The sequence below is a fragment of the Rhodococcus sp. YL-1 genome (genome assembly GCF_001942025.1).
GTDB lineage: Bacteria > Actinomycetota > Actinomycetes > Mycobacteriales > Mycobacteriaceae > Rhodococcus_F > Rhodococcus_F qingshengii.
This window is the reverse complement of sequence record NZ_CP017299.1, coordinates 5,979,386-6,005,738: the sequence shown is the minus strand read 5'-3', so window position 1 is coordinate 6,005,738 and position 26,353 is coordinate 5,979,386. Positions and strand designations below refer to the sequence as shown.

24 protein-coding genes and 1 pseudogene are annotated in these 26,353 nt (G+C 61.6%); 14 read left to right on the top strand and 11 right to left on the bottom strand.

From position 1 onward, the window contains the following. Positions 1–38 precede the first annotated feature (38 nt). From dmpG to BH682_RS27975, 3 genes are read right to left on the bottom strand one after another with little or no spacing between them, the layout of a single operon-like run. The gene (gene dmpG / locus BH682_RS27985; protein WP_030537431.1) at positions 39–1,067 is read right to left on the bottom strand and encodes a 4-hydroxy-2-oxovalerate aldolase; all 1,029 of its coding nucleotides are present in this window, start codon (positions 1,065–1,067) and stop codon (positions 39–41) included. Beyond that, positions 1,064–2,008 (bottom strand): acetaldehyde dehydrogenase (acetylating), encoded by a 945-nt coding sequence (locus tag BH682_RS27980; RefSeq protein ID WP_003943168.1) that lies wholly within the window; start codon positions 2,006–2,008, stop codon positions 1,064–1,066. The genes dmpG and BH682_RS27980 overlap by 4 nt, the downstream gene beginning before the upstream one ends. Further along, on the bottom strand, positions 2,005–2,832 hold the full coding sequence (locus BH682_RS27975; RefSeq protein WP_064113555.1) for a 2-keto-4-pentenoate hydratase: 828 nt from the start codon (positions 2,830–2,832) through the stop codon (positions 2,005–2,007). Before BH682_RS27975 ends, BH682_RS27980 begins: the two co-directional genes overlap by 4 nt. A 69-nt stretch (positions 2,833–2,901) precedes the next feature. Here BH682_RS27975 and BH682_RS27970 point away from each other — a divergent pair, with 69 nt between their 5' ends. Further along, positions 2,902–3,663, top strand: coding sequence for an IclR family transcriptional regulator (locus BH682_RS27970; protein ID WP_003942865.1), 762 nt, complete (start codon positions 2,902–2,904; stop codon positions 3,661–3,663). Here the strand turns inward: BH682_RS27970 and helR are convergent. Then, positions 3,625–5,841, bottom strand: a complete 2,217-nt coding sequence (gene helR / locus BH682_RS27965; RefSeq protein WP_198174636.1) for an RNA polymerase recycling motor ATPase HelR — start codon at positions 5,839–5,841, stop codon at positions 3,625–3,627. The genes BH682_RS27970 and helR overlap by 39 nt on opposite strands. A 285-nt stretch (positions 5,842–6,126) precedes the next feature. Between helR and BH682_RS27960 the strand changes: the two genes are divergently transcribed. The 4 genes from BH682_RS27960 to BH682_RS27945 all read left to right on the top strand — a co-directional run bounded on the left by BH682_RS27960 (position 6,127) and on the right by BH682_RS27945 (position 9,798). Further along, positions 6,127–6,591: a hypothetical protein gene (locus BH682_RS27960; RefSeq protein WP_223304477.1), complete on the top strand. Its 465-nt coding sequence runs from the start codon at positions 6,127–6,129 to the stop codon at positions 6,589–6,591. Between the two features lie 302 nt (positions 6,592–6,893). Next, on the top strand, positions 6,894–7,130 hold the full coding sequence (mbp1, locus tag BH682_RS27955; protein ID WP_003943084.1) for a microaggregate-binding protein 1: 237 nt from the start codon (positions 6,894–6,896) through the stop codon (positions 7,128–7,130). A 142-nt stretch (positions 7,131–7,272) separates the two neighbouring features. Continuing rightward, a complete protein-coding gene (locus tag BH682_RS27950) occupies positions 7,273–9,441 on the top strand; it encodes a catalase (RefSeq protein ID WP_075834833.1) in 2,169 nt (722 codons plus the stop codon). Positions 9,442–9,528: 87 nt separating this feature from the next. After that, positions 9,529–9,798, top strand: a complete 270-nt coding sequence (locus BH682_RS27945; protein WP_003943161.1) for a DUF7218 family protein — start codon at positions 9,529–9,531, stop codon at positions 9,796–9,798. A gap of 57 nt (positions 9,799–9,855) precedes the next feature. Here the strand turns inward: BH682_RS27945 and BH682_RS27940 are convergent, their stop codons facing one another. Continuing rightward, complete coding sequence (locus tag BH682_RS27940; RefSeq protein WP_007735689.1) at positions 9,856–10,161, bottom strand: hypothetical protein; 306 nt, start codon at positions 10,159–10,161, stop codon at positions 9,856–9,858. Between the two features lie 160 nt (positions 10,162–10,321). On the opposite strand from BH682_RS27940, the gene BH682_RS27935 reads away from it, so the two are divergent. Both BH682_RS27935 and BH682_RS27930 read left to right on the top strand, forming a co-directional pair. Next, positions 10,322–11,470 (top strand): glutamate--cysteine ligase 2, encoded by a 1,149-nt coding sequence (locus BH682_RS27935; RefSeq protein WP_075834831.1) that lies wholly within the window; start codon positions 10,322–10,324, stop codon positions 11,468–11,470. Positions 11,471–11,547: 77 nt separating this feature from the next. Beyond that, complete coding sequence (locus tag BH682_RS27930; protein WP_064689086.1) at positions 11,548–12,075, top strand: CinA family protein; 528 nt, start codon at positions 11,548–11,550, stop codon at positions 12,073–12,075. A 298-nt stretch (positions 12,076–12,373) separates the two neighbouring features. Here the strand turns inward: BH682_RS27930 and BH682_RS27920 are convergent, their stop codons facing one another. Then, on the bottom strand, positions 12,374–13,225 hold the full coding sequence (locus BH682_RS27920) for a PHP domain-containing protein (protein WP_073512494.1): 852 nt from the start codon (positions 13,223–13,225) through the stop codon (positions 12,374–12,376). A gap of 547 nt (positions 13,226–13,772) precedes the next feature. Between BH682_RS27920 and BH682_RS37330 the strand changes: the two are divergent. Beyond that, positions 13,773–14,345: pseudogene (locus tag BH682_RS37330) on the top strand (GTPase); the annotation flags it as partial. Positions 14,346–14,675: 330 nt separating this feature from the next. Here the strand turns inward: BH682_RS37330 and BH682_RS36810 are convergent. Continuing rightward, positions 14,676–14,942 carry a hypothetical protein gene (locus BH682_RS36810; RefSeq protein WP_223304485.1) on the bottom strand — a complete coding sequence of 89 codons (267 nt, stop codon included), beginning with the start codon at positions 14,940–14,942 and terminating at the stop codon, positions 14,676–14,678. 135 nt (positions 14,943–15,077) lie between these two features. Between BH682_RS36810 and BH682_RS27915 the strand changes: the two genes are divergently transcribed. Both BH682_RS27915 and BH682_RS27910 read left to right on the top strand, forming a co-directional pair. Then, positions 15,078–17,606, top strand: a complete 2,529-nt coding sequence (locus BH682_RS27915) for a LeoA/HP0731 family dynamin-like GTPase (protein WP_223304483.1) — start codon at positions 15,078–15,080, stop codon at positions 17,604–17,606. Then, positions 17,603–19,210, top strand: a complete 1,608-nt coding sequence (locus BH682_RS27910; RefSeq protein ID WP_075834827.1) for a GTPase — start codon at positions 17,603–17,605, stop codon at positions 19,208–19,210. Before BH682_RS27915 ends, BH682_RS27910 begins: the two co-directional genes overlap by 4 nt. Before the next feature lie 207 nt (positions 19,211–19,417). Here BH682_RS27910 and BH682_RS27905 read toward each other — a convergent pair whose 3' ends face one another. The 3 genes from BH682_RS27905 to BH682_RS27895 form a co-directional block, all read right to left on the bottom strand. Further along, on the bottom strand, positions 19,418–19,780 hold the full coding sequence (locus BH682_RS27905; RefSeq protein ID WP_223304476.1) for a hypothetical protein: 363 nt from the start codon (positions 19,778–19,780) through the stop codon (positions 19,418–19,420). A gap of 88 nt (positions 19,781–19,868) precedes the next feature. Further along, on the bottom strand, positions 19,869–20,306 hold the full coding sequence (locus BH682_RS27900; protein WP_075834825.1) for a hypothetical protein: 438 nt from the start codon (positions 20,304–20,306) through the stop codon (positions 19,869–19,871). After that, positions 20,303–21,028, bottom strand: coding sequence for a TetR/AcrR family transcriptional regulator (locus tag BH682_RS27895; RefSeq protein ID WP_075834823.1), 726 nt, complete (start codon positions 21,026–21,028; stop codon positions 20,303–20,305). Before BH682_RS27895 ends, BH682_RS27900 begins: the two co-directional genes overlap by 4 nt. Positions 21,029–21,128: 100 nt before the next feature. On the opposite strand from BH682_RS27895, the gene BH682_RS27890 reads away from it, so the two are divergent. Further along, on the top strand, positions 21,129–21,506 hold the full coding sequence (locus BH682_RS27890) for a VOC family protein (protein WP_030537422.1): 378 nt from the start codon (positions 21,129–21,131) through the stop codon (positions 21,504–21,506). Here the strand turns inward: BH682_RS27890 and BH682_RS27885 are convergent. Next, entirely contained in the window at positions 21,494–23,110 is a 1,617-nt protein-coding gene (locus BH682_RS27885) for an AraC family transcriptional regulator (protein WP_064113552.1), read from the bottom strand. The genes BH682_RS27890 and BH682_RS27885 overlap by 13 nt on opposite strands. Before the next feature lie 105 nt (positions 23,111–23,215). Here BH682_RS27885 and fepB point away from each other — a divergent pair, with 105 nt between their 5' ends. From fepB to BH682_RS27870, 3 genes are read left to right on the top strand one after another with little or no spacing between them, the layout of a single operon-like run. Next, positions 23,216–24,229 (top strand): Fe2+-enterobactin ABC transporter substrate-binding protein, encoded by a 1,014-nt coding sequence (fepB, locus tag BH682_RS27880; RefSeq protein ID WP_075834821.1) that lies wholly within the window; start codon positions 23,216–23,218, stop codon positions 24,227–24,229. 4 nt (positions 24,230–24,233) lie between these two features. Next, positions 24,234–25,280 (top strand): FecCD family ABC transporter permease, encoded by a 1,047-nt coding sequence (locus BH682_RS27875; protein ID WP_223304475.1) that lies wholly within the window; start codon positions 24,234–24,236, stop codon positions 25,278–25,280. Further along, positions 25,277–26,332, top strand: coding sequence for a FecCD family ABC transporter permease (locus tag BH682_RS27870; protein WP_080726583.1), 1,056 nt, complete (start codon positions 25,277–25,279; stop codon positions 26,330–26,332). Before BH682_RS27875 ends, BH682_RS27870 begins: the two co-directional genes overlap by 4 nt. Positions 26,333–26,353 lie beyond the last annotated feature (21 nt).

Here is a 26,353-nt window from a genome sequence, read left to right as displayed (position 1 = left end):
GGAGACGGGACTCGGGTGTCAGAGAACTCGGCAGCGCGTCAGACGGCTTCCTTGCTCGCCTGCGCTGCGAGGGTGAGCGCGATGTCGACGATCATGTCCTCCTGGCCACCCACCAGACGGCGGCGTCCGGCTTCGAGCAGCAGTGTGCGAACGTCGATTCCGTAGCGCTCCGACGCAGCTTCGGCGTGGCGCAGGAAGCTCGAGTACACGCCGGCGTAGCCGAGAGTGAGGGTTTCGCGATCGACGCGGACCGGCCGGTCCTGCAGCGGTCGGACGATGTCGTCGGCGGCATCCTGCAGGGCGAACAGGTCGCAGCCGTGCTCCCACTCTTCGATGTTGGCGACGGCGATGAAGGCCTCGAGGGGGCAGTTGCCGGCACCGGCGCCGTGACCGGCAAGCGAAGCATCGACTCGGGTGACGCCGTTCTGCACTGCAACAACGGAATTGGCAACCGAGAGCGAGAGGTTCTCATGGGCGTGGATACCGATTTCGGTGCCCTCGTCGAGGATGTCGCGGTATGCACGAACACGATCCGCGACGTCGTTCATCACCAGACGTCCACCCGAGTCGGTGACGTAGACGCAGTGCGCGCCATACGATTCCATCAACTTGGCCTGCTTGGCCAGTTCCTCGGCAGGCGCCATGTGGCTCATCATCAGGAAGCCCGAGACGTCCATGCCGATCTCGCGGGCGGTTTCGATGTGCTGCGCGGAGACGTCGGCCTCGGTGCAGTGCGTGGCAACGCGAACCGAGCGCACACCGAGGTCGTAGGCATGCTTGAGTTCACTGATCGTGCCGACACCCGGAAGTAGCAGCGTGGTGAGACGAGCGTGCTCGAGTACCTCGGCCGCTGCTTCGATCCATTCCCAGTCGGTGTTCGAGCCGGGGCCGTAGTTGAGCGAGCCGCCGGCGAGGCCGTCACCGTGTGCTACTTCGATCGCGTCGACGCCGGCAGCGTCGAGAGCTGTGACGATCCGCTTGACGTCGGTGGGCGAAATGCGGTGGCGGACAGCGTGCATGCCGTCACGAAGGGTGACGTCCTGGACGAAGATCTTGCGGTTGCTCACTTGGTTGCTTCCTTCTGCTGGGCGATGCGCTCCGCGATCTGCATTCCGGCGGACGTCATGATGTCGAGATTGCCGGCGTACGCAGGCAGGTAGTGTGCCGCGCCCTCGACCTCGAGGAACACCGACACCTGGTGGGTGGGGCGATTGCCGTCGACGAGCAACGTCTCGACGGGCTGGTCGGCCGGGATCTCGGTGATCTGGACTTCCTGCTTGAGCCGGTAGCCGGGGACATACGCGGACACGTCGCCGACCATCTTCTCGATCGACTGACGGATCTCGTCGTGAACAGCCGGGTCCGGTGCGTCGACGAGGCAGAAGACCGTGTCGCGCATGATGAGCGGCGGCTCAGCGGGGTTGAGGATGATGATGGCCTTGCCGCGACGAGCGCCGCCGACTGCCACGATCGCCTCGGACGTGGTCTCGGTGAACTCGTCGATGTTGGCGCGCGTTCCGGGACCGGCCGACTTGGAGGCGATGGACGCGACGATCTCCGCATACGCCACCGGGACGACCCGAGAAACAGCGGCAACCATCGGGATGGTGGCCTGGCCGCCACACGTCACCATGTTGACGTTGGGTGCGTCCAAGTGCTCGTCCGCGTTGACAGCCGGTACGACGTACGGTCCGATCGCGGCAGGCGTCAGGTCGATCATGCGCTTGCCGAGGGGAGCCAGCCGCGCGTTGTTGGCCACGTGAGCCTTTGCCGAGGTGGCGTCGAAGACGATCTCGATCTCGTCGAAGTTCGGCAGACCGACAAGGCCTTCGACGCCTTCTGCCGTGATCGGCACGTTCAGACGCGCCGCGCGAGCGAGGCCGTCCGACGCGGGGTCGATACCGACCATCGCGCCCATCTCCAGGTAGTCGGAGTTACGCAGCACCTTGATCATCAGATCCGTGCCGATGTTGCCCGATCCGATGATCGCGACCTTGACCTTGCTCATGCGTTGTCCTCTTCGCTGGAGAAACTGGTGGTGACGGAACCGAGCCCGGAGACGGTCACGGTGACTTCGTTGCCTGCGGTGACCGGTGCCATGGGGCCGAGAGCGCCGGACAGGATCACCTGCCCTGCGGTCAGCGGCTGCCCCAACTCACGTGCGGTGCGGGCGAGCCAGACGACGGCTTCGATCGGATCGCCCAGGCAGGCGGTTCCGACGCCGGTGGACACCTCGGTGCCGTCGACGGACATCGACATGACGACGCCGGCGGGTTCCACCTCGTCGAGGGTGCGTCGTTCGGTTCCCAGGACGTACACGCCCGAGGACGCATTGTCGGCGACGGTGTCACCGAACTTGATGTCCCACGACTCGATGCGGCTGTCGCAGATCTCGATCGCGGCGACGGCGTAGTCGATCGCACCGCGCACCTGCGCACTGTCCAGCGGTCCGTCCACGAGGTCGGCACCGAGCACGAAGGCAACTTCCGCTTCGACCTTGGGCTGGATCAAACGGCTCATGGGGATGGCGCCGCCGGCGGGGAACTCCATGTCGGCGTACAGCACGCCGAGGTCGGGCTGGTCGACACCGAGCTGCTGCTGGACTGCCACCGAGGTCAGGCCGATCTTGCGGCCTACGACCACGGCCCCCGCCTGCCGACGGATTTCGTCGACGCGGCGCTGGACGGCGTAGGCGGCGACGAGGTCGTCGGCGCCGATCAGATCGCGCACGGGCGCGCAGGGAGTGCCGCTCGCGATGGCGGCTGCGAGGCGGTCCGCAGCAGCTGCGATGTCGGTCTCGCTAGCTGTACTGGTATTCGTGGGCTGGCTCATGGCCACTACTTTCGCCGCGGCACCGAGATTGCGCCAGGGAACTGTCTCACTCAGCGATACGCTGGGGAGGTGACTGGCAGCGCAAACCTCGACACCGTGCTCGGCAAGGCGGTGACGATCCTGCGCGCCTTCCGGGCCGACGACCACGTGTTGCCTCTGGCCACCCTGGTCCAGCGGACGGGCCTGCACAAGGCGACGGTGCACCGCCTGGCCAACGAACTGGTCGCGAACCGGCTACTCGACCGTATCGACGGTGGCTACCGGCTCAGCGGCGGCCTCTTCGAACTCGGCATGCTCGCCTCTCTCGAACGTAGCCTCCTGGAGATGGCGATGCCGTTCCTCCAGGACCTGTACGAGCGGACCCACGAGACAGTCCACCTGGGGGTCCGTGACGGCCACGACGTCGTATACGTCGCGAAGATCGGCGGACACCGGCAAGCCAACTCGCCGTCCCGGACCGGTGGCCGGATACCGCTGTATTGCACCGCAATCGGCAAGGCGCTCCTGGCATTCTCCGACAACGAGTTTCGCCGCGAGGTGCTGTCGGAGCCGATGACGCGCCGAACCCCGCACACAATTGTTGCGCCCGGCATTCTCAACACCCAACTGAACCGAGTGGTCGAGACCGGTATTGCGTTCGAGCGCGAGGAATCAGCGCCGGGTCTCGCATGCGTTGCGGCGCCGGTATTCGGAACCAATGACAAACCCGTCGCGGCCATCAGTGTCACCGGTCCCACCAGTCGCTTCGTCCCCGAGAGCCAGGTGTCCTACGTGCGCGCTGCTGCCGAAGGCCTACACAGCACGATCGCTCGCCGCGAACGATTGCGGTGATCTGGCCGTCCCGACCCGGACGAGCCCGGTCAATGCGTGCGGCAATGGCCTCTCGTGTAAGACGCCGAGACGTTGGGTCGCGCGGGTGAGGGCGACATAGAGTTCAGACGCACCGCGTGGGCCGTCGGCGATGATTCGCTCCGGTTCCACGACGAGCACGGCATCGAACTCGAGGCCCTTCGTTTCCGAAACCGGCACAGCGCCGGGCACGTCCTCAGGTCCGATGACGACGCTCGTACCCTCGCGTCCGGCCTCGTCCTGATTGAATTCGTCGATGGCGGAGGCTAGTTCGTCGGCGGAGATTCGCTTGGACCACGGTTGGACCCCGCAGGCGCGGACGGACTCGGGCGGCTGGACGTCTGGCGCGAACTCGGCGAGCAAGGCGGCGGCGACGCTCATGATCTCGGCGGGGGTGCGATAGTTCACCGACAGGGATCGGTAGATCCAGCGGCCGGGGACGTACGGCTCCATCATCGTCGCCCACGAGCGAGCACCTGCGGGTGAACGTCGTTGCGCGAGATCACCTACCACCGTGAAAGACCGGTCCGGGCAGCGGCGCATCAGGACTCGCCAGTCCATCTCGGACAGCTCTTGTGCCTCGTCGACCACGATATGCCTGTACGTCCAGTCTCGGTCAGCAGCAGCGCGTTCGGCGAGCTCCCGGGTATCGCGTTCGACGAAACGATCCGCCAGGTCCTCGGCGTACAGCATGTCTTGGGCGAGGAGATGATCCTCGTCGTCCATCAAGTCTTCACGACTGATCATCATGTCCAGCACGCCCGCTGCATACGCAGCCTCGTCGCGGCGTTCACGTTCGGCACTCTGGTCGACGGGCTTGTCCCGGCCGAGCATGTCCACCAATTCGTCGAGAAGCGGAACATCGGACACCGTCCAGGCATCGCCCTCTCGGCGCAACAGTGTCTCGTCTGCGCCTGCCTTGCGTAGGCGTTCCGGCGAAGTAAACAGCTGTGTCAGTAGCTCTTTCGGTGTCAGGATCGGCCAGAGTGCGTCGAGTGCGGCGGCAAATGCATCATTCGCCGCCAACTCTGCGGTCAGATCTGCGCGCACTTGTTCCCAGGCTTCACGGTCACTGCGTGTCAACCATCCCTTGCCGATCCGCGCTATCGCCCGCTCGGTCAGTGCCCAGGTGACGATTTCGGTGAACACAGTGCGAGCGTCGTTGTGGGGGAGTCCGCTCGAACGAGCTTCTTCTCGGGCCCACTCCGCAGTTTCGGCGTCGATTCGCACTGTGACGTCCGCCAATTCGATCAACAACGGGTTCTCGGGCAATCGCTGATGATCGGCAATCGCTGCGCCGAGAACGTCCAGGATCTTCAGCGAGCCTTTGAGCCCAGCGGCCTCAGGAGCGTCCTCGGCGGTGACGCGTAAACCCGGAACGAGATCACCGGTGGTCATGAACACCACGTCGGACTCGCCCAGTGAGGGCAGTACGCGGCCGATGTGGTTCAGGAATGCCGGGTTCGGCCCGACCACGAGGACGCCGTGACGTTCCATTCGCTCTCGCTGGGTGTAGAGCAGGTAGGCGACGCGGTGCAAGGCGACGACGGTTTTCCCGGTACCGGGGCCACCTTCGATCACCAGCACCCCGGGGTGTTCGAGTCGGACGATGTCGTCCTGTTCGGCCTGGATGGTCGCCACGATGTCCCGCATTCCCTCACCGCGGGGTGCATTGACTGCTGCGAGCAAGGCGGAATCGCTGTGGGTGTCGTGTTCTGCGCCGTCAGGGCGCCCGAGTACCTCGTCGGTGAAATCGACCACGTGTCGACTGCGTGTGTGGAACTGACGGCGTCGACGCATGTTCTCCGGGTTGGCAGCGGTGGCAACGTAGAACGGGCGAGATGCCGGCGCCCGCCAATCGAGCAGCACCGGTTCGTAGTCGTTGTCCGCATCGAGAAGGCCGATTCGGCCGATGTACGAAGTCTCACCAGTCAGCGAGTCCAACCGGCCGAAGCACAGGCCGTTGTCGGCTACGTCCAGCCTCTTCACCTCTTTGGCAAGCGCGCGCACCTCTGCATCGCGTTCCATGAGTGCTTCGCCGTTTCCGCGCAGAGCGGTGCTGTACCTGCCCTTGACTCGGGCGCGCTCCGCATCGAGGCGTGCGTAGAGCCCCTCCACATAGTTCCGCTCGGAACGCAGTTCTTCTTCGTATCCCTGGATTGGCACGTGCCCTCACTTCCGCTGACTGTTCCGATCCCGTAGTAGGTCGTGCGGGATCGGAAGAGCCATTCTGCGGCACTACCCGGGCCTTGCCGCAAGGCCCCCGGTGAGATATACATTGATAGTGGAAGGGAGTGTCGATCCTCCCCCGCTTTTTCCCACAGATCCTCTCGCAACCCCCAGACTGGTGCACGGCTCCGCGCCTGGTCGATGTTTGGACCCCGAGTGCCACGGGTACAAATCCAGTGACCGGTGTTCCAAAATCGGTTCCCCTCATGAACTTACGTGGATCGAGGGATTGTGAAGGCGATACTGGCAACGGCCGCGAGCATCCTTCTGGTGGTTGCCTTGGCCGTCGCCGTCTTGCTTCTCCTTTCCGGATCACCGCGCGAAGGTACTTCGCACGAGCTCGCCGATACGGTTCACACGATCGGTGGGAAGCCGACAACCTGCACCGAGTTGTTCGGTGAAACATGCAGCTTTGCTTTGCAGTCGGACTACAACCAGTGGGGACAAAACCTCGAGGGTTTTGTCAATGCCGGGATCCTCGGACCTTTCGCCCGCAGTATCGGCTTCGTGGCGGAGGCGAAACTGAGCTTGCAGGCATGCGAGGTCAGCGCAACCGCCGGGCGGACGATTCTCGATTTCTACACTCTCGCCGAGATCGACCACCCCACGGCCACCACCACCGACCTCTTCCCCTTCTGGAACGAGTCCCGCCAATTCCTGTGCCCGGTAAACAGTTTCTGAGAATGCTGTTTGCTATTTGAGATGTTCGAGACGCATCGCTCGATCGGAGCCAGGTTGGGCGCAAGCGCGCGAATCGTGGACAGCGTTCCGCCCACGGGGGGATCGGTCTGTAGCTGGCTCATGAGCACTGAATAACACACGAGAGTGAACGGCTCTCCTCTCGGTGGCCGCTTCTTGTACGCGTTGCGGCGTGTCGGTGCACGGATGTTTATGCGAATTTCGACGGGGTAGGGCCTTCTGTGTGGGAGTCCTACCTGTGTGGGATCCCCGAGCGAGAATCCGAAACGTATTGGAGGGTCAACGTGCCAGATGACAAGAGCGGTCCCAGCGAGGGAATCAAAGGCGTCGTAGAGGACGTCAAGGGTAAGGCCAAGGAAGCCGTGGGTGCGGTTTCCGGAAACGACAGTTTGACCCGAGAGGGCCGCGCCCAGCAGGACAAGGCCGAAAGCCAGCGAGAAGTCGCGAAGAAAGAGGCAGAAGCCGAGAAGGCTCGCGCAGAAGCGGCCGCGGACGAAGCGCGACAGAAGTCCGAGCAATAGCCCTGACACACTCGTCACCCACGGCCTGGGATTGATCCCAGCCGGGGGTGAGTCGTGGCTCCGCGTTCAGTTTGAAATCTCTACTTACATAAGGCGTAACAAGATTCTTGCGCCCAGCATGACGATCAAGAGGAGCTGTTCGATGCCTTCATCTCAGTCCGTCCCAGGTGCACCGGCCCCGAAAGCGCCGGACCTGAAAGAGCCGGTCAAGCCTCGACAGCCGTTGCCGCCCAAGGATGACCAGCGGCAGCCGGAGGTGCGTACCGTCGCGGGTGCCGAGGAGAAGGTGAAGGGAAATGGTCGCGGCCAGCGGGGGGAGTACCTCACCACCGCAACCGGTACACGTCTCTACGAGACCGACCACTCACTCACTGCCGGCGAGCGTGGCCCGACTCTTCTTCAAGACCACCACCTGCGTGAGAAGATCACACACTTCGATCACGAGCGAATTCCGGAGCGCGTCGTCCACGCCCGCGGGGCGGCCGCACACGGAACGTTCCTGGCGAATGGCGCGGCCGAAAACATCTGTAAAGCATCGGTGTTCGCTTCCGGTGCTCGAACCCCGGTGTTCGTGCGGTTCTCGACGGTGCTGGGTTCACGAGGTTCGGCGGACACCGTACGCGACACACGCGGTTTCGCCACCAAGTTCTACACCGACGAAGGTGTCTTCGACCTGGTGGGCAACAACATCCCGGTGTTCTTCATCCAGGACGGCATCAAATTCCCGGACATCATCCATGCCGCGAAGCCCCACCCGGACCGCGAGATCCCGCAGGCGCAGAGCGCGCACGACACATTCTGGGATTTCGTGTCGCTGCACACGGAGGCCACGGCGCACACATTGTGGAACATGTCCGATCGCGGCATCCCGCGCTCCTATCGCATGATGGAGGGCTTCGGTATTCACACGTTCAGGCTCGTGAATACCGACGACGAGACGAATCTGGTGAAATTCCACTGGAAGCCGGCCGCCGGAGTGCATTCACTCGTGTGGGAGGAAGCGCAGATCGCCGGCGGTGTGGATCCGGATTTCCATCGACGCGATCTTGCCGACGCCATCGAGGCGGGTGCGTATCCGTCCTGGGATCTGGGCGTGCAGGTGTTCCCTGATACCGAAGACGAAATGTTCGAAGGCATAGATCTATTGGATCCCACCAAGATCGTGCCCGAAGAACTCGCGCCGGTTCAGGTCATCGGAACGATGACACTCGACGCCAATCCGACGAACTTCTTCGCCGAGACCGAGCAGGTTGCATTCCATCCGGGCCACTTGGTTCCGGGTGTCGACATCACCAACGATCGTCTCCTGCAGGCACGTTTGTTCTCGTACCTCGACACCCAGATCACGCGACTCGGTGGCCCCAATTTCGATCAGATCCCGATCAACCGGCCTCACGCGCCTGTCAACGACATGCTTCGCGACGGCTTTCATCAGGACGGTGTACATACCGGAGTTGCGCCGTACCATCCCAATTCGTTGGACGGTGGGTGCCCGTTCTTGGCCTCGGCGGAGAGTGCGGCCTATATCGAGGTGCCCGAAGAAGTTTCAGGGCGAAAGGTGAGGCAGGCGCCGGCATCGTTCGACGATCACTTCTCGCAAGCTCGACTCTTCTATCGCAGTCTCTCCCCTGTCGAGCAGGAGCACGTCGCGCAGGCGTATACCTTCGAATTGGGTAAGTGCTACGAGGAGAACATCAAGACCCGGAATCTGGGCATCTTGGCGAATATCGACGCGGGTCTCGTGTCGATCGTCGCAGGGGGGCTTGGCCTTCCGGTTCCCGAACCGACCGAGCCGTTGAGTGATCCGGAGCTCAGCCCTGCACTGTCCCAGGTTGGTGCGGAATGGCCGGTAGACGGAAGGATCATCGCACTACTGGTCGATGAGAACTCCGATCTCGAAACGGTTGTCGCCGTTCGAGACAAGATCTTCGACGCCGGCATGGTGCCGCTGATCCTCGGACCGCACGGCGGAACCATCGGGGACGGTGACGACGCGGTGACGGTGCAGCGAACGTACCTCACAGCTCGTTCGATCGAATTCGATGCAATCCTGCTGAGCGGCGACGTTTCTCGGATCGGCGAGGGCAAGTTGGATCCACGGGTGGAGACTCTGCTGAACGAAATGTATCGTCACAGCAAGGCAATTGGTGGTTGGGGAGAGAGCATGAGTGCGCTGGCTGCGGCCGGTATCGACGAGTCTGCATTGGGAGTCGTCGTCGATGCAGACGCGGAAGGAGCGCTCGCCTCGCTGGCTCAGCTTCTGAAGACGCACCGCGTGTGGGGGCGTTTCGAGGTGCCGCCTACATCCTGAGTGCCGACGTACGTTCGAACCTGCGGTGTGGCCGAATTGCCAGTTCGGCCACACCGTCGGAGTGAAGACGAGTGAAGGGACGAAACAGTGGCTCGCAAGGACTCACAACCTCAACTCAAGGATCAAGAACTCTACGAAGAGCTACGCGAGAAGGGCGATTCCAAGGAGAAGGCGGCCCGAATCTCCAATGCGGCCGCCAATCGAGGGCGGTCGAATGTCGCCAAGTCCGGCGGACAATCCTCGCCGTACGAGGAGTGGACAGTCGACGAGCTGAAGAAACGTGCCAAGGAACTCGATCTGCACGGCTATTCGAAGCTGAACAAGGGTGAGCTGATCGAGCAACTCCGCACTCACTGAGCTGTGTTTTGCTCGAGTCGTATTCTGCTTGTGCAGAATACGACTCGAGCGGTCGGTTCAGTGCCCTTCTTGATCGAAGAGTTCCTGACCTTCCAGTCGTTTGACCCGTCGGTGTTCCATCAAGATGGCCAGTGTTCCGACGATGAAGGACACCACGCACACGACGCCGGCAATGACTGCCCAACCACGAAATCCGTAACCTGCTGCCACCAAGGTCAATCCGAGTGTTGCCAGACCCAGCCCGATCAGCAGGTATCCGGGATAGTTGCGACCGTCGCTGATTGCCTCCCCTACGTGCGATCGATTTGTGTGTTCGTCATCTACCGGTGAACTTTCGCTCGCGTTTGTCACGGCACACTCCATCCTGAGCTCATGAAGACTTGCGATTCTTCGCTCGTCGTCGGTCCACAGGGCAACTACCCGATCGGTGACTGGATGAAACGGTTGGAGTAGTGCCGAAAGGGGTAGAAGGTCGTACGCTCGAAGTATCGGAAGTGGATGAAAACCGGTGCGAGGAAGGCCTATGAACGCGAAGCCGACTCCCGACATATTCTCGGTAGGTACACCGACTCTCGGTGTCGAAGAGGAGTTCTTGCTCTGCGATCCGCAGACTGGACATCCCGCTCTGCGCAACTCCGAGGTTGCTGCCGCCGGGCGGGAACTCGGTATCTCGCTGCAACTCGAACTCACGCGCTGTCAGGTGGAGACGTCCACGTCGATCGGAAACCATATTCGTGATCTTCGTGATCAACTCTGTGAGTCGCGTGCCGTCACCGCCGACGCCGCTGCCCGTGTGGGTTGTCAACTCATCGCAGTCGGGACGCCGTTCTACGATCCGCCGGTAGACGAGATCACTCAAACGTCGCGATACCAGCGAATGGCCGGTCAATTCGGAGCGATCACCGAAGGTGTGATGTGTGGTTGCCACACTCATGTCGGTGTGGAAGATCGAGAACGATCGGTCCAGATCATCAACCATCTGCGCCCATGGTTACCGACCTTGTTGGCACTGACGGCGAACTCTCCGATCAGCGCCGGTCGCGATACCGGTTATGCGAGTTGGCGTTACGTTCTGTTCGGCCGATGGCCCAGTTCGGGTCCGCCGCCCTACTTCGAGTCCGTGGCGCACTACGAAGATGCTGTTGCAGCAATGCTGGAGACAGGGGTCATTCTCGATCCACACATGGTCTATTGGGATGTGCGCATGTCGGATCACCTTCCCACCGTGGAGATTCGGATCAGCGACGTGCCCGCCACCGTGGAGGAGACGATGACTCTGGCCACACTGGTGCAGGCACTCGTCGGTACCGCATCCGCCGCGATCACGAAAGGTGAAGCAGCGCCTGCTGTCGATCACGAGCTACTCCGCGCGGCTTGCTGGCGGGCGGCGCGTGACGGACTCGACGGGAGGTCGCTGGACGTGGAATCCGTGCGCTTGCTGACTGCACACCAGGCGGTTCGGCAATTGGTGGATCACGTCGAACCTGCGTTGACTGCATTCGGAGAATTCGAGCAGGTCACGGCCTCCTTGGACAAGGTGTTCAGCAACGGAAACGGGGCGATCGTGCAGCGCCGTCAACTCACGCGTCGGTCACGTGTAGCTGATGTGATCGACGAGTGCGCTCGACGCACTTTCGAAGGGTGCAGTTCGCAAGGGGGCAGTGAGCTGTAAGGCACGGTTGGAATGGGCATTCAAGAACTTTCAATGTCTTGTCGAAGTCACCGATCGGACTGCAGGAGGAGGAACATATGAATGGCGATCCACGACCCGAGCTTCCGTCGGACAAGGATCTCGACGATATGTGCAGGCAATTGGCTGCGGCAGTAGAGGAACACGGTCTGTCGGTGGCGACGGCGGAATCGTTGACTGCCGGGAACATCGCCGCACATCTGGGAAAGGCGCCGGACGCCGGATCGTGGTTTTGTGGTGGGATCGTCGCGTACACCCGCGAGGTGAAACATTCCGTACTTCATGTTCCGGACGGGCCAGTGGTCTGCGAAGAGGCAGCCAGGGTCATGGCGCACAGCACCGCCACACTGATGGGTGCGTCGCTGGCGCTGGCCGTCACCGGTGAAGCCGGTCCTGATACCCAGGAGAACGTTCGACCCGGAACTGTGTGGTTCGGAGTCGTCGACCATGGGACCGCCGAAACGGAGAAGCAGGTATTCTCGGGCGACCCCGAAGCTGTCCTCGGTGCAACTGTCGAGCACGCGATCCAACTACTTCTGCGTCACGCATCCGGTCGCCTCACACCGAGTTCGAGAGTTGTGAACTAGTCGAGTTTTCAACTCTTCGAACGGTTCTTCTTCTGACGACCTGTGTGTTTCGCAGGCGCCTGCGCGGTTGGAACCAGATGACCGTCGGCCGTGTATTTTTCGACTACGAGGTTCTTGCTGACTCCTCGGTTCGCATCCACTGCGCAAGTGATTGCTTCCTTGTCGGAATTGAAAGGTTCCTCGGTCGAAGAGCCGTCGGGCATCGTGATTTTGTACCGATCCATACATCGACTATTGCGGGTTGATCCGTCTCCGACAACCCGAGTTCACGGAAATATCGGTCTGGGAATCAGGCGGATCAGCGGGTCCAATACTCTTCGGGACGTTGACCCGGACGGAATCCGTAGTGCGCGAGCATCGCGGTCGCTTCCGGAAAATTGGCTGCCAGAGCTTCGGGCACATGTGCATCGCTGCCGAATGTCACCGCTTTACCTCCCTCTTCGCCCCACCATTGGGGTATCCAGGGCAACAGCCGACGGGTGTTCATCTCGAGGATCCGGTCGCTGTCGGCGATGGCGCGCATCGCATTTCGGAAGCCCTCTTCGAATCGACGGGGATCGAAAGGTCCGGCACTTTCGATCGGCCATGCACGAACCGCGTAGTCGATATGGGCGAACACCTCGAAGGTCCGAGAGCCAGCCACCATACGCGGGATCTCATCGAGGTATGCCCACATGACTTCGTCGGCGCTCCACTTTCGAAACAGAGTGTTCGGTTCACTCCGATCGTCGCCGACTTCGAGCGTGTGCAAGGAACCCAATACCCGGTCGATGACACCGAGATCAAGGAGGTGCGACGCCTGCGCTTCGTGCAGGTGCGGTTGTCCGAACTCGACGCCGGTGAGTATCCGCAATTCAGGAAAACGGTGTCGGCATCGTTCGATGCTGTCGAGATAGCCGTCGACGTCGAGGATCGGTGCGCGGACATAGCCGTCGGTGCTCAGCAGGTGATGTTGATGGGGCATCAGATCTGCGGCGGTTGTGCGCCACCGAGCATCGAAGTCGAGATGCTCGGTGAACACCAACGCCGGCAATCCGATTGCTTCGGCACGCGCGCAAGTCTGTTGCATTCGTCCGGATGCGTGCGACAGCGGTCCACCGGTGTCCCACGACCACTCGCTGTGAACATGACTGTCCGCGGGTAGTTGCATGTTCAGTTCGTACCAGCTCGGGAGATATCAGTTCAAACCTTTTTGGTCTGGCCGAGGAATCGAACTCCTCGCGGCAACGTGGGCAGGGAGTTGAGGCATACCCAGAAGGGCTTGTTGCTACCTTCGTGCGCCGTCGCACAGCACGCTCGTCGACATGTCTTGCTAGTTGACTCGAGAGGTTGTTCGCGAGTTTGTTGCAAGGGGAACAGTTATCGCAGTAAAAACCCTAGGGTTCGTCGGGACGGATCGCGCGTCGCATTTGGACTTCAGAGAGTGCAAACCGAGAAGGACGGAATCCTGTCGGTGGGGTCATCTAAGATGCAATCCAAATACCGATGCTCACGTCGGGAGACGGAATAGATTTGGGTGGCAGTCGGAATTAGGAATGCGTCGTTTGTTGGCGGTTGGTTAGTCATAGTGATTGTCCGTCAGTGCAGAACACCGGTTCCCGCATTGCGTCAGCCATTCGAACCGAATCCAAGCGAACTGCAATTCGGAGTTCCGGATGCCTTTCCGATAGAGCGAACAGCCTGCGAAAGGGCCAGGAATGGTTGATGCTGGAGTGGCGCTGCAACACGCAGTGGAACGAGCCGTCGCTAGTGGCAATCGTGAATTGGAAGAACTCGACGCCTTGATCAGCTCTCTGGTCAAACAGTTTGCACTGCCTGCCGGAGCACATTCCGCGGCCACATCGGGAGCAGGTCTCAGCCCTGAGCTTGCCGAAATCGCAGACGGGTTCGAGCGCAGCCTTCGCACTCACTTGGCTGACCAGCGCCGCATGTTATCGACGTTCAACATTGCATTTTTCGGCAGAACCGGAGCTGGAAAGAGCACGTTGCTCTCAGCGTTCGGTGGGCTCGATGGTGGCTATGTCTCGCCTGGTGAAAGCGATTGGACCACCGACGTCACAGAGATCGCATGGAATAGCTGCCGGTTATGGGATACGCCCGGGATAAATGGATGGGGGCGCACTCAGTCGAGGGTTGATCTCGAGGAAACCGCAAGGCGAGCCGTCGAGATTGCAGACGTGGTTCTCTTGTGCTTCGACAGCCAGAGCCAGCAAGATTCGGAGTTCACGAAAGTCTCTCAGTGGGTGCGTGCGTACGGAAAGCCAGCCGTGGCGGTATTGAACGTTCGCAACCTCCGCTGGCGACACCCCGCCAAGGTAGCGAGCCAATCTGCGCGCCAATCGCTGTCTCGCGCAGTTCGAGAGCATGTCGATTCGATCGCAACAGAGTTGGCCAAGATTGATCTTCCATTCGCCCCGATCGTTGCAGTTCAAAGCCGCCGGGCATTGTTCGGTCGCGCGAGTACTCCGTTCAAAGGCCCTGCGGGACGGAATTTTCTGTCGGATCGTGAGCAATTTGGCGTGGAATACCTCACCCACTGGTCGAACTTCGGGGTGCTGGAAGAACTACTCGCTGCGTCGATAGTCGAGGGTGGTGCCGAGCTACGGCAAACCTCGCTGCGTGAGGGCTGCCGTGGTGTGCTTGACCTGACGGCCGACAGGCTCGAGCGAATGATTGCGGGCATAGAACCAAGAGTTGCTGCCGCGGAGCGCCAGATCGACCAACTCCTGGACGTCTTGGGGTATATAGACGGCGATGAGCGAGCAAAGTATCTCGGCCGTGATGATGGTCTGGATCTCCTGTCCGCTTTGGAAGACACGCGTGGACAGACGTTCACAGCAACTCCCGAAGGCACGCTCGATCGACATATGAGCCACCTGATCAAATCGCACCTGTCGGGACTTCGTGAAGCTTCTATCGTGAAATCAGACGAACTGGCAGCCACTGTTTTCGAGAGTGGCAACTCAATCGACGACGAATTGTTCAGTAATACAGTTTTCGCGATGAACGATATCCAAGCGGCAGTTGTGACGGTTTGGAACTCGAAGGCAGCATTCCTGATGAGGGAACTGAAGCTGGCGAGCGTCGACGAGGCGCCCGACATCACCGAATCGTCGACCGATTCGGCGACCTTGGATGGGCATGCAGGCCGTATGAAGTCGAACCTGGCCAGGTCCATGAAGATCGCCGGGATGGCCGCCGGTGGTGCGGCGGGTGCCATCTTCGTTCCAGCCGTCGCGAACGTCTGGAATCCTGTTGGTTGGGCGGGCGCGGCCGTTGCAGTCGGGTTGGGTGGCGCATCCCAAGCCGGTCGCTACATCGGCGAACGGGTCGCCGCAAGCACTGAAAAGCAGGGCGCTTTGGCAAGATTCGATTTCGGGCGGCAATCCAGATCTGCAGTTCATCGGACTTACGACCGGATCGAGCAGGAACTGCGCGAGCATGGACGAGATGTGTCTTGGCAAGCGGCAGAGCCCGTTCTGTCAGAACTGATGGGCGAAGCACTTGCGTTGCGAAAGGATCGGAAGGACGCAGCTCATCTGGCAGCTCGCCTCCGTCAGGCATCGGAGTCGCTTCCGCTGGCGACAGATGCAAAATCGGTTTTGGAACGTGCTCAAGCACGCGTCCTGGCCGACCATTCGGCGCTGCGGCCGGGCGAGGGTGGGGCGTCCGGAGCAGATGCGAGGGGCTCCGTATCCGGACGTAAAATCTGGTTGGGTGAAGATTGGTTCGAGTCCGGATCCCTGGACAAGAATGCGGTTGAGACGGAACGACTTCCGGTCTTCGTAGAACGGGACAACGTGGATCTGTCGAACCTGAAGCAGGCACTTTTGAAAGCATGGGATCTACCCGCTGATTCGTCTGTCGCCGAACTGATCCGAGAGATCGAGGACGCGACCGTCCTTGATGCGCAGATGTCAGGTGCTTCGCACAGCCAGGTAGCAATCAAGCCAGCCATCGTCGTGCTGGGTGACTACAGTTCGGGGAAGTCCAGTCTGATCAAACGTTTGTTGGTGGAGATGAGCGGTCAGGTTCCTGCGAACCTCCGTGTGCGGGGTGGTGCGGCGACAAGCGCGGTTGAGCGTTACGACCTCGGACATATCCAGTTGCTCGATACGCCAGGGTTTCAGAGTGGCAATCGCGAACACGACGCCTTGGCGTTGAAATCTGCCGGCGAGGCTGCGCTTGTACTCGTCGTTTTGCACGTCAACTTGCTCATCGGCGACATGACCCTTCTCCGAGGGATTGTCGAAGGGACACACGAGACTGTTGCCAAAGGTACTCGAACGATCTACCTGATCAATCGATCTGATGAGTTGGGCGTCGATCCCACCGCCGCACCGGAGGACTTCCTTCTGTTGAAGGATCGCAAGAAGGCGGAACTCATTGCGGCGTTGGGTTCATGTGGGATCGAGGTGAACGCGAACCAGGTTCACGTTCTCTCCGGTGATCCGTTCGGAGAGATCGGCGCACGTACGGACGTCAGCCGTGAAGATTACGCGCAGCACCGCGATTGGGACGGTGTCGAACCCCTCGTGCGGATGCTCGACTCGTACTCGAGAAAATCGGGGAGTGCCGGTGTGAGCGGAGCACAGCTCGATACAGCAGTGAATATGCTGCTGCAGGGGCGCAATCGAATTGAGCAGAAGGTTGCGGAGTTGCGGGGTGAGGAGACGGCCCGAACCTCGCTGGAACAGTCAATTCGAAACTGCCAGCAGGATTCCGAGTTACTGGAGAAGTCGCTTCGGCAAGATGCGCAGCGAGTCGTCGAGCCCTATGCGAATAGGTACACGGCTTACGCGGTTGGACAGGATCGTGGGGGTGTCGAGGACATTCCCGCCGCCTTGAACGGGTTGTGGGCGAATAGCGACCTCGACTCGGATATCGATCAGTTCATGATCAAAGCTCATCAAGAAATCGAGACTTGGTTCCGTACGCACGCGTCGACAATCGGGCGTGAAATGGATGCGCTGGCCTTTACGACGGTGAGGCACCGTGCCGAGGATCCCGAATCAGAATTTGTTGGTGTGGATGCGGGGAACATAGCTGCGGGTGCGGCCAAGGGAGGCTCTGCATTCGTGAGAGCGATTGCGAATCGCGACACGGTCTACGCCATCGGCAAGGGCATCGGGGTGAAGTTCAAGCCTTGGGGAGCTGTGAAAGCCGCCGGCAGGGTCGCAAAGGTTGCCCCGATCCTGGCCGCAGCCGGAGTGGCTGCCGATGCACACGCGATGGTCAAGGGTGAACTCTCAACGAATGCTCGTGAGGAGCAAAGGCGTGAGGCGGCGGGGGTCATCGAGGAGGCCGCAGCGGATCTCGTGCATCAATTACTGAACGGCATAGATGAGAACGGGCCGACACCGGTCCTTCGTGTCTCCGCAGCCTCTTTGTCCGAATATGCGAAGTTGCTCGAGAGTCAGCGACTAGTCGCAGCCGATGAAGAACGCGCGCTGATGGATACGCTCTCGAAGGTCGAACGGTTACTGTCTCAGGTTGAAAATCTGCGCGAATGCGAACGGAGCGGTGAATGAACGACATCGATGTGCTGAAGGTCAACGAATGGCTGGCCAGCCTGCCCGGTGGTTCCCTCGCAGAGAACTATGCCGAACAATGGCAGCAATTCGACTCGATCGATGCGCCTGTGTTTACGATCTTCGGATCGTACGACACTGGCAAGAGCTCGCTTATCCGACGTCTGTTGGTGGATAGTGAAGTGAGGGTGCCGGATTGGCTGACGATCAGTGCCCGGCACGAGACATTCGACGTCAATGGTGTCGAGCTGACAGGCGTCGTTCTGCGGGACACGCCGGGTCTGGCAATTGGGGCGAAAGATGCTCGGGGCGTGATGAACACGCAACGTGCAACCGAGGCAATTGGTTTAACCGATATAGCAATCATCACCGTCACAACGCAATTGGCAACCGGTGAACATCAGGTGCTTCGTGAGATCGTCGGGAGCGGATGGACGTCCGATAGCCTTTGGTTCTCCATCTCCAGGTTCGATGAAGCGGGGATCGATCCGGATGATGATCTCGAGGGGTACAGGCAACTGGCGGCTCGAAAGGCAGTGGAACTATCCGAATCATTGGAGTTGTCGGCCGAGTACCCCATTTTCGTTGTCGCCCAAGATTTTGCTCAGATGGCAGGATCGGCGAGGGAAGTCGATGCCGAGGTTTGGGACGACTCACGTCCGTGGGACGGTATGGATGCTCTCTCCGCGGCGATCAAGAGAGTCGCGGCATCTGACTTTGTTGCGCTGAGAGCGTCGACTGAGCGACGGTACTGGCGCCAAACAGTCGCCAGAATTGTCGCTGAGTTGAGAACTCAGCTGGATGCTTGTGCCCCGCTTGCTGCTCAGGCCGACGCCACAGCAGGTCGTCGTCGTCAATCGCTTGTCGCACTCGAAAGTGTCGACTCCGCGGCCAGAGACGACCTACGCGGTGCGTTGGGGGAAGCTACCCGAAGGGTCGTAGAAAGTGGAGTACTGGACCAATCGGAAGTGGTTGCGATCCTGCGGCCCACTCTTGTCGATTGGTTCGGTAAGCACCAACGTGAATTGGATCGATTGCGTCAGGATGTAGGGAAATCGGCGGAGCGCCAGCGAAATCAGCCGTCTTGGGGAAAGCTTGAAGGGCTTGTGGCGAAGATCGCCGATAACAATGAACCCGCTGCTGCGGTCCAACTCACCGCATTTGCCCCCCACGTCAGCATGGTCGGAGCGTTGTTGATCAAGCGATTGCGCGACTTCGAGCGTGGCCCGAAGGGAGCATCTTCCGGAAAAGGCGCAAATCGGGGCTCGGCCAGTCGAAGCTCTGAGCAGAATGCGTGGTCGTTGAGCGACGGCGCCGACATTGCCGCCTTCCTGTTACCGATAGTTGTTCAAATCGCCGCTTGGGTTGACGAAGTTCGCATGAGTCGGGCAGTGGCTTCACAGGAGCAGAAGTCGCGGGACGAGCAGCGGGGTAAGTTGACTGCCGCGGTGAGCGCAATCGCGCTCGATTCGTGGAGTGAAGCTATTTCCGAAGTTCGGAACGAAATCGACGATGCCGGTGTGCATGCAGAACTATCTGAAGGACTTCATGATTCGATCGCGAAATTGCAGATCGCAATATCCGAGGGCGAGGGTTTGTTGTAGGCGAGTCCACCTCGAGACGAGCAGCTGGCGGGCACGGCAATCGTGGCGTGTAGACGCTCGGCCAGCGCTTTTGTCCGGTGAAATCGTCGTCGGCACGCTCTTTCGGGGCTTACCAAGAAGGGACTGCCGCACCACGTGCGAAAATGGTTGCCGCGAAACGTGTTCGACCATCGTTGCGGCAATCTCTTCGGTGGATTCTAGGTCGAGTTACATGTTGGGTAGGACCACTACAAAGAACCAACCGCTCAGGGCAAGACCGATGACGCCGGTGCAGAGGCCGACTATTGCATCCCATGGCAGCTGGCGGGCATTCGAGAGCAGATGCCCACCAGACTTCTTCGGGTGACGTCGGAGCGCGAAGATTCCCGTTGTAATCGCGCCGACTCCCAGCAGGATGCCGAAGCCGAAAGCCCAGAACAGGAGTACCGACAGCGCGCCGAGCATCTCCGACCGCTCACTCCAGCGTGCGATGCGCTGTGTTTCGGTGGGCGGAGGCCACTTGTGTGAAGGCGACAGAGCTGCTCCGAAACGACGGGTGTGGTGACGAATTGACTGGTCGCTGAGAAACATTGTCCACCACGCCTGGAGTTGAGTCGATGTGCCGCTGGTATGTACTCGTCTACCCCGTCTTCGTGGATATATGCCGCTGATTTCGAGGCTAGGTGCTTGCCGCTTCTTCCCAGGAGTTTCCGTTCCACACGATGGAGATGGGGTATTCGTTGTTGACCCCGTTTTCCCAGTAGTCGATGACGCCGTGGCGCTCCGATTCGAGTTCGATCCAGCCGATGCTGAATCCCCCTCGAAGTACGCGTTGAGCCCGGCGGTCGATCTTGTCCAGTGAACTGCAGAGTCCTCGCACGCGGGAGTCGATCCAGCCCGCAGAGGGATCAAGAACGGTGATCTCGACGATGCTCGCGTCGCTCAGCGGAATCTCGATGAGAAGCTCGCCGGAATCTCGTACCTCTCGGGTCGAAAGATTCTCGTAGGCGTGCAACAGCTCTCGCGGTTCGAACAACGAAGGGTTGCCGTCGGACCGTCGAGACCAACCGAAACGCTGCACGGACACATTGTCTCCCACGAATTGCAGGAATGTCATTCGATGTGAATGAGGCCGTCCAGGGCGTCCAGTACCCGGTCCAGTCCGAACTCCCACGCCGCCTCGGGGCTGTACGGGGAGTTCTTGGCCTCGCCGGCCGCCCCTCCGACTCGCTGCGCCAGCGGGAAGTCGTCGCCGAGATAAGCAGCCAGACGCTGGTTCCAGGACGACCACACCTCGGCCATGTCGGCTGCTCGAGGGTCAGGGCGCCGCGCTTGCGCCGAGGATCGTGCGAAGTCGGCGACAAATGTCAGGGCGGAGTCCCGGTCGATGTCGGTCAGTCCCGTGCCGTCGAAGGCGTGAAGTTCGTGGTCGTACTTCGCGATAGTTCCCGGACCCAACGCGGAGCGCTGATCGGAGATGTCCAGGAGCCACCAATGCTCCGTATAGAGGACAAGTTCTTCCTCGGCGACCCGACGCACACGTTGGCGCCAGGTCATGTTCCCGTACGGCAGGAGTGGGCTGTGTCCGTGTACGGCGTCGACCATGAGCACCAGCAGATCGTCGCGGGATCCGACGTGGGTGTACACCGCCATGCCCGAGATTCCGAGTTCGGCGGCCAATCGGCGGACCGTCACGGCGTCGAGGCCGTCGGTATTCGCGACGGAGATCGCGACGTCGACCGCCTGTGAGGTGGTGACCTTCGCTCGCGGGCCGCGGGTGCCACCCTTCGGCGCGAGGGGGTGATCGCGCCAGAGCAGGTCGATCAGTTCGCGTGCCATCAGTCGTCTCCAGAAATCGGGAATACCTCAACGGTGGTATACCTTATACGGTGCATACTGTATGCACTGCATAAGGTTTATCGATCATGGGAGGCCCACGATGAAAATCACCAGCACTGCTCTGTCCTTGAACGTCGCCGACACCGACGCATCGGCAGACTTCGCGAAAACCCATTTCGGTTTCACCGAGGCCATGGCCGATGACGGCTTCGTTTCCCTGAATCATCCGGATGCCGGGGTCAACGTGGTCTTCCTGCGCACCGGGCTCGGGACGTTCAAGCCCGACTTCGTCGCAGGTCCGGCCGGTCAAGGCTTGCTCATTGCATTCGTGGTCGACGATGTCGACGCCGAGTTCGCCCGCATCGCTGCTGAAGGTGCCTCCGTCGTCACCGAACCGGAGACGGAACCGTGGGGTGAGCGTTACTGCCAGTTCGTCGACGCCAACGGAATCGTGTGGCAACTCGTTCAGTGGGTGTGAAGAACCCGAGCGCTCGGCTCCGCGGCGCGCGGCACAGAACGTAACCAGAGGGCGCGTTCGACGGACTGGGCTTGGAAGCGCTGCGGTGAGATCCCGTGCGCAGTGCGAAACGCTCGGCTGAATGCGGGCAGGTGCGCGTAACCCAGGTTCCTCGACACCGTGCCGGGTGCAACCCCGAGTTGGAGTTGGGTGCGTGCCTGGGTCATCCGTGAAAGCGATCGCCACTGCGGATACGTGGTGCCGGTTTCGATACGGAACTCCCGGCGCAGCCTGGCTGCGTCAGTACCGAACTCTTGCGCCCACTCGTCCAGAGTGCGAGGGTCGGCCGGGCGGGCGGCGGTCGTCGCTGCCAGTCGTGTGGCAATCGAAGCGGCGGGCGAGGTGTTCGAAACCGGTTGTGCAAGAGGGCCGGTGGCGATGATGTCGAATGCCATGGCGCTGTCGTGGCCGCGCGGGCGCAAGGGCGTGTAGGCGGCGACGAAAGTGTGCAGCAATGCCAACTCGTCAGCGGGGGAGAACTGCACGGTCTCGAGGGCGTCGGCAGATACGGTCGACCCGTTCGAGGAACGGAAGCCGAGCGGCAGAAGCAGTGAACCAGTCGGAACCGTGACGGTATTGAGGACGCCTGCAGGAAGAATCATGGCCTCTCCGGTGCGCAGTTCCCAGCTGCGGTCCGCGACGTCCACCCGGGCTTGGCCTCGGTAGACCCACACGGCGACGTGGGCGCCGTTGACGCGCGGCCACGTCGCATTGGCCGGTATCGGCGGCGCTGTTTCCCCGGGCTGCCTGGTCTCTGCGAGCATGCGGACCAATGCTTGATCGTTGTCGGTGTCCACGCTGCGATCGGTTGGACCGGAGAGGGCCCGGCGGCGATAGTCGCTCGGGCTCTCTCCCATCTGGGACCGGAACGCACGCGTGAATCCGCTGCCCGTTTCGAAGCCGACTTCGTTTGCAATCCAACCGATCTCGCGGTCCTGCTTCAGGTACTCCAACGACGCGGCGATCCGAGCTCGAAGCCGCCAGCGCGTGAAGGTGAGGCCGGTTTCTTCCACGAAGTATCGCTGGAGCGTTCGAATGCTGATCCCGGCACGCTTCGCGAATTGTGCCTCGGTGTCGTCGGTGCCAGGTGTTCGCAACAGGGCGTGCGCGATCTCGAACGCTTCCCGTGATTGCGGCAATTGCGGCAGCGAGGTGGCCCCGTCGTCGGCCCGGGTAATCATTTCGAACAAGGACGACGGGTGTGCAGCGTCGCCGCGCAGATAGCCCAGGTTGTGAACGAACTCGTGGATCAGTCTGTCTTCCCATCCGGGCGGAACGCGCAGACGCGTCACGGTAGCCGGCCCGGCGCTGACGCCGTTCGAGGGCGGAAGCAGGATGGGAAACGCGACGGAATCCGAGTCCGTCTCCATCGAATATCGCACGCCCGCCGGGATCCACAACAACTCGCCCGCCGGCACCTCGTAGACGGTCGATCCGGTCCTGACGCGTCCACTACCTGCGAGAACCCAGAACAACAGCGGTGAGCGGCCGATGCTTGGCTCGGTGCGGCAGGCGCGGATCGGCCCCAAGTCGATTGCGTCCGACCTTCCCGATAGTGGTAACACGTTGGCGCTCCTGGACAACCCTTGCGACTTAAGTATGGCTAACTTTACCTCTGCCGACTGTGTTCGCAGCGGCGCACTCTCGTATCTTCAGAAAGCCACATACTCATGCGCAGATCTCTACGCCCGGCGGCGGCAGTACTCGCCGCGGTCGTCGCCCTCGCTCTTGCCGGCTGCTCGAATTCGTCAGGTAGTGACACCGGAACCGAGGGCACCCAGGGAACCTCCGGGGCCACCGAGGGCTGGCCGCGCACCGTCGATCACGGCGGCCGTAGTACCGAGATCACTGCAAAGCCGACTCGGATCGTGTCCACCTCGCCGTCGTTGACCGGCACGCTGCTTGCGATCGGAGCGCCGGTGGTCGCGAGTGCGGCGACAACGCCGTCGGGAATGACCGATGACCAGGGGTTTTTCTCCCAGTGGTCGGGCGTGGCGGCTGATCGTGGCGTCGCGGTGCTCTACCGAAATCTCGAGCTGGACCTCGACGCGATCGAGACCTTCGAGCCCGATCTGATCATCGGCTCCGCCAACGGCGGCGACTCGACACTCGATGCCTACTCACAGCTGAGCGACATCGCACCCACTGTTCTTCTCGACTACGGCGCCAGCTCCTGGGAGGAGCTCGCTGATCAGCTCGGGACTGTCACCGGACTCGAGAGCGAGGCCGCCAAAACCGTCGACGAATACGACAGCTGGGTCACCACCCAAGCCGCGAAGATCAAACTTCCCGAGCAGCCGGTGACGGCACTGGTCTACATGGGTGCCGACGGTGTCTGGACGTTCCGAGCCGACAGCCCGCAGGGCAATCTGCTGGCCTCGCTCGGCTTCACCTATGCCGAGCCCGCCGAGCAGTTTGTCGCTCCGGACAAGCGGGGTGCCTCCGGCGTCGCGATCGTCAGCTCCGAAAACATGTCTGCCGCACTAGACGGGGCGCAGACGCTGTTTGCCGTCTCGATGGGGCCCAAGGACGTGGAGAAGCAACTCGCGGCCGACCCGCTCCTTGCGAATCAACCTGCGGTCAAGGGTGATCGGGTATACGCGATGGGAACGGCAGCCTTCCGTCTCGACTACTTCAGTGCAAAGCAGACGGTCGAGTCGCTGGTGTCCACGTTCGGTGGATGACCGCGTGGGTGTTTCTGTGCAGTCCCGGACCGAAGCGCCACCGCGGTCCGGGACGGCCGCGCGTGCGGGGTTGTTGGTCCTCGTCTCCATCGTTGTAATCGTGCTGGCATCCGTCGGCGGACTCGTCATCGGCTCACGCAACATCCCCGTCTCCACTGTCCTCGATGCAGTTCTTTCCTACGACGCCGGTAACAACGAGCACCTGATTGTGATCGAATCACGTTTGCCTCGAACAATTCTCGGGCTTGTGGTCGGGGCCGCGCTCGGACTGGCCGGCGCGCTGATGCAGTCGATCACCCGCAACCCTCTGGCCGATCCGGGACTACTCGGTGTGAACGCCGGAGCATCAGCAGCAGTCGTGATTGCGATTGCCTATCTGGGGGTGACTTCGGTCGGCGGCTATCTGTGGTTCGCGCTTGCCGGCGCGGCCGTTGCCTCGGTAGGTGTGTACATGTTGGGGTCGGCGCATCGCAGCGCCGCGACCCCAGCGCGCATGGCGCTTGCCGGTGCCGCTGTTGCGACGGCGATCACGGCTCTCACCAGCATGGTTCTCATCAGTAACGAGGCCGCATTCAATCAATTCCGATTTTGGGCAGTGGGTTCGTTGCAAGGCCGCGGCGGAGACGTGATCGTCACTGTTCTGCCCTTCGTCATCGTCGGTATCATGTTGTCGTTGTTGCTGATTCGTCCACTCAACGCAATCGCGCTCGGCGAGGATGTCGCCAAAGGGCTCGGTGCCAGCACCGGACCCGCACGGGTCGGATCCGCTGTCGCAGTCATCCTGCTGGCAGGGGCCGCCACTGCGGCGGCTGGACCGCTCGGATTCGTGGGCCTGGCTGCGCCGCACATCGTGCGCGGTGTCGTCGGGCCGGATCTGCGATTTCTTCTGCCGTGCGTGCTCGTTGTCGCCCCGGCATTTCTGCTCTTGGCCGACGTTCTCGGTCGCGTTGCCACAGCGCCGGGAGATCTGCAGACGGGGATCGCCGTGGCGGTGCTCGGTGGCCCCTTGTTTGTTGCGCTCGTGCGCTCGCGGCGGGTGGCGTCGCTGTGAACGCGATTGCAGCACAGCCGGTTCCACCGCTGTTCCGCGGTTGGGTGGTTCGAATCGGGTCGTACTCGTGGCGGATAGTTCCGCGAGTGCTGTTCGTAGCCGTGGCAATCAGTGCGGCATTGGCGGCGCTCTCGTTTGCCACGCTGATGTATGGAACCCTGGATCTGTCCTTGGGTGAAGTATGGCGTGCCCTGCACGGCGAAGGCGCCCCAGCGGCGGTTCGGTCCGTCCAGAATCGCAGGCTGCCGCGGCTGATCACGGCGATCGGCGTGGGCGGAAGCCTCGGTGTGGCCGGCGCGGTTTTCCAGACGCTTTCGCGCAATGTTCTCGGCTCGCCGGACATCATCGGTTTCACCACCGGCGCTGCGACTGCAGCCGTGGTTCAGATCGTCTTCTTCGGAGGCGGGGTACTGCAGACCGCGGGCGCCGCTGTTCTCGGCGGCATGCTGACGGCGCTTCTGGTGTACGCGCTGGCACGCAAAGACGGCGTCAGCGGCGGTCTTCGACTTGTCCTGGTCGGTATCGGCGTGGGCGCGATGCTGAGCGCCGTGATGTCGTTCCTGGTGGTGCGTGCGGATATCGACGACGCCACCGTTGTGCAGCAGTGGACGGCCGGCTCGCTGACCGGGCGCGGTTGGCCACACGCGGTCAGTGTTGCGATCGCCGTCGGTGTTCTCGTTCCTGCTCTCGTCGTGGTGTCCCGGCGCGTCACCATGATGGAGATGGGCGACGACGCTGCGTCCTCGCTCGGGATCTCCGTGGAGCGATACCGATTTGCCGGCATTCTGCTTGCGGTCGCGCTCACCGGCGCGGCGACCGCGGCCACCGGCCCCATCGCATTTGTGGCGCTCGCCGCTCCCCAGATCGCACGACGGTTGGCACGGCGCAGCGGTGTTCTTGTCGCGACTTCCTTCCTGCTCGGCGCAGTTCTGCTGGCGGGCGCCGACTTGATCGCGCAAGCGGTCGAGGTCGGTCTCCGCACTCCGGTCGGTCTCGTCACCAGTCTGCTCGGTGGTGCCTATCTGATCTGGCTGCTCGCTCGTCAGGCCTGAAAAAACTCACTACGAAAGAGA